The following is a 2676-nucleotide window of genomic DNA, read 5'->3' on the forward strand; positions in this document are numbered from 1 at the left end:
GAGCTCTAGATGGTAGGTGAGGCTACAGAATATACGAAGCGCTTGGTAGTGCCAGCACTTGAAAATGTGTTATATCAGGAACATAGGGTGTTAGATCATGGTTTTGTGCGGGTTATTGACTACATGGGGTCTGATGCCTCGATTGTTCAGGCAGCGCGGGTTTCATACGGTAAGGGGACTAAGCAATTAAGTCAAGATGCTGCGCTGATAGGCTATCTTATGCGGCATGCTCATACGTCTCCTTTTGAAATGTGTGAGATAAAGTTTCATGTAAAATTGCCTATTTTTGTGGCGCGTCAGTGGGTTAGGCATAGGACTGCTAGTATAAATGAGAGCTCTGCTAGGTATTCTGTAGTTGAGAACGAGTTTTACATCCCGGAGGCTTGCGATGTTGCAGAGCAGTCTTCTAGCAATGCTCAGGGTAGGGGTAATCCTCTAACGTCAGATGTGGCCCAGAGTGTCATAGGCATGTTTAAGGACAACTCTGATAGTATGTATGCGTCTTATGAATCGATGTTGAGTGACGGTGTTGCGAGAGAGTTAGCTAGAATGACTCTTCCTTTAAACTGCTACACGCACTGGTATTGGAAAGTGGATTTGCATAATTTACTTAGGTTTGTGACTCTACGCTTAGGAAGTGGGGCTCAGTACGAGTTGCGCGCTTATGCTGGAAAAATATTGGATATAATTGCACTGTGGGTTCCTATGGTGCATGCAGCATATATGGAGTATTGTTTTGAATCAAAGACCTTATCCAAAAGCGCGTTATCTGTGATTAGGATACTGTTGAAAGGGGAGAAAGTCTCTAGGGAAGACGTGGGCATGAGTAAGAGGGAATGGGGTGAGCTGATGTCTACTTTGTATCCTGATGAGTAAGTAGAATATTTCTTATCGAATCTGCACTTGTCGCTAGTATAGGCAGCTCAGTTGGGTGCATGTTTGGGATCTGACCACTGAGAGTTGACACTTTGTGCCATGTTATGTTTAGTGTACGGTATGCCTTTACCGTGCAGTGGAGTAATCCGATTTCAAGTTCCTATATGCCTTAAAAAGTGGAAATAGGTGATTTTCTTGGATGCATGATGCTGTATGAAGTGGTATCCTCTTAAGATTGTGATAATTGTTGAGAAATTTTTTTCGGATATATCATATATGATGTGTTGTGAGCTGTTTTTAGGAGAGTATCTCTGAGAATGGTAGTTCTGCTCTACGTGGTGTGCCTTACACATGGATACACCGAATTTGCTCATGATATGTAAGAAAGGAAGAGCAGTTGTTTTTATAGGAGTTTTTTGGTTATGCTCGTGCTTCGAGAGACTGTAGTATTGTTTCTTGTGATAATGTCTATCACAATTTGTGATATATCATATGATATGTATGCTCCAGGTCTTCCGCAAATCGGTGCGTTTTTTGGTGTAGCCCAAACCATCGTTCAGCTTACTGTTAGCATGAATCTTCTTGGAGGTGCATTATCTGGTTTAATTTACGGGCCCTTGTCAGACCATTATGGTAGAAGGAGCGTAATGTTGTGGGGCATTACCATTTTCGTTATTGCGAGCATTGGGTGCTGTTTTGCCTGGAGTATAGGTGTTCTGATACTGCTAAGGTTCCTCCAAGGGCTAGGAGCAGGTGTAGCAGGTGTTGTGGGATTTGCTATAGTAAATGATATGTACGTTGGAGAGGCGGCGGCTAAAAATCTTTCTATAGTGAACATGGTCGTTTCTTTATCTCCCGCGGTGGGGCCAATAATGGGTAGCTACATAGTATCATTGGGATATGGATGGAGATTACTGTTTGTACTAGTCTCTATAATTTCTGTGCTATTACTTCTAGCCTTGATATTTGGATTGACAGAAACAATACAAAATCGACGGGAAAAGTTGTCATTATCCTCCATTCTTGCTGAATATGGTGCACTGTTTAGAAATTATAGATTCCTATGTTTTGCTCTTGTTCAGAGCCTCACAATCATGTGGGTATGGGCGTCAATGGCGAATTTGCCTTTTGTTTTCATTGAAGGTATGCATTTACCAGTTGAGTACTACGGGTATTTAGTGGCTATGAGTGTAGTGTCCTATATAGCTGGGACTATCGTAAATAGGAGATTGATAGGAAAGCTGGGTATGATGCGCGTGATAGTACTCGGTTTGCTGTCAGTAATGATACCGGATGTTATAGTGATCACATGTTACTACGCATTTCCGGCATTTCTTACTCCGCTATTCATTGAGATGATTTGGTTGCCATCTTCCTTTGGTATAGCATTTATCACAAGTAACAGTGTTGCGATTGCTTTTGGTGAGGTTAGGGATAAGGGAGCGGCATCGGCATTTATATCGTTTGGGCAAACAATTTTTGGTGCTTGTGGTATATATATCGTGGGCAAGTTTTACAATGGCACCATTGTTCCGGTATCTGTACTGCCTATAGTGTGTTGTTTATTGGGCATGTCTATTATTTGGCTTCTTACAAAGAGGGAAGGCATGTTCCCAAGGGAGAAGACAGTATGATCTCAAGCAATGTTGTGTTGTGGGGTCCAATCAAAGCAAATGCGATTTGCCGAGACTAGAGTTCTAGATTTTTTACTATCTATACCAAACTTACTAAACCCAGAACAGATGGTAGTTTTCAGATAGCCCAATGCAATATCGAGCATTTTAGAGGGCATCTGTTCGC

2 protein-coding genes are annotated in these 2676 nt (G+C 42.0%); both read left to right on the plus strand.

All coding sequences use genetic code 11. The annotated features are described in order from the left end of the window. Positions 1-9: 9 nt before the first annotated feature. Positions 10-876, plus strand: a complete 867-nt coding sequence (thyX, locus tag KPX09_RS01435; RefSeq protein ID WP_249548625.1) for an FAD-dependent thymidylate synthase — start codon at positions 10-12, stop codon at positions 874-876. Positions 877-1298: 422 nt separating this feature from the next. Continuing rightward, positions 1299-2510, plus strand: a complete 1212-nt coding sequence (locus tag KPX09_RS01440) for a multidrug effflux MFS transporter (protein WP_249548626.1) — start codon at positions 1299-1301, stop codon at positions 2508-2510. Positions 2511-2676 lie beyond the last annotated feature (166 nt).

Source organism: Anaplasma phagocytophilum (assembly GCF_023476575.1).
GTDB classification, from domain to species: domain Bacteria; phylum Pseudomonadota; class Alphaproteobacteria; order Rickettsiales; family Anaplasmataceae; genus Anaplasma; species Anaplasma phagocytophilum_A.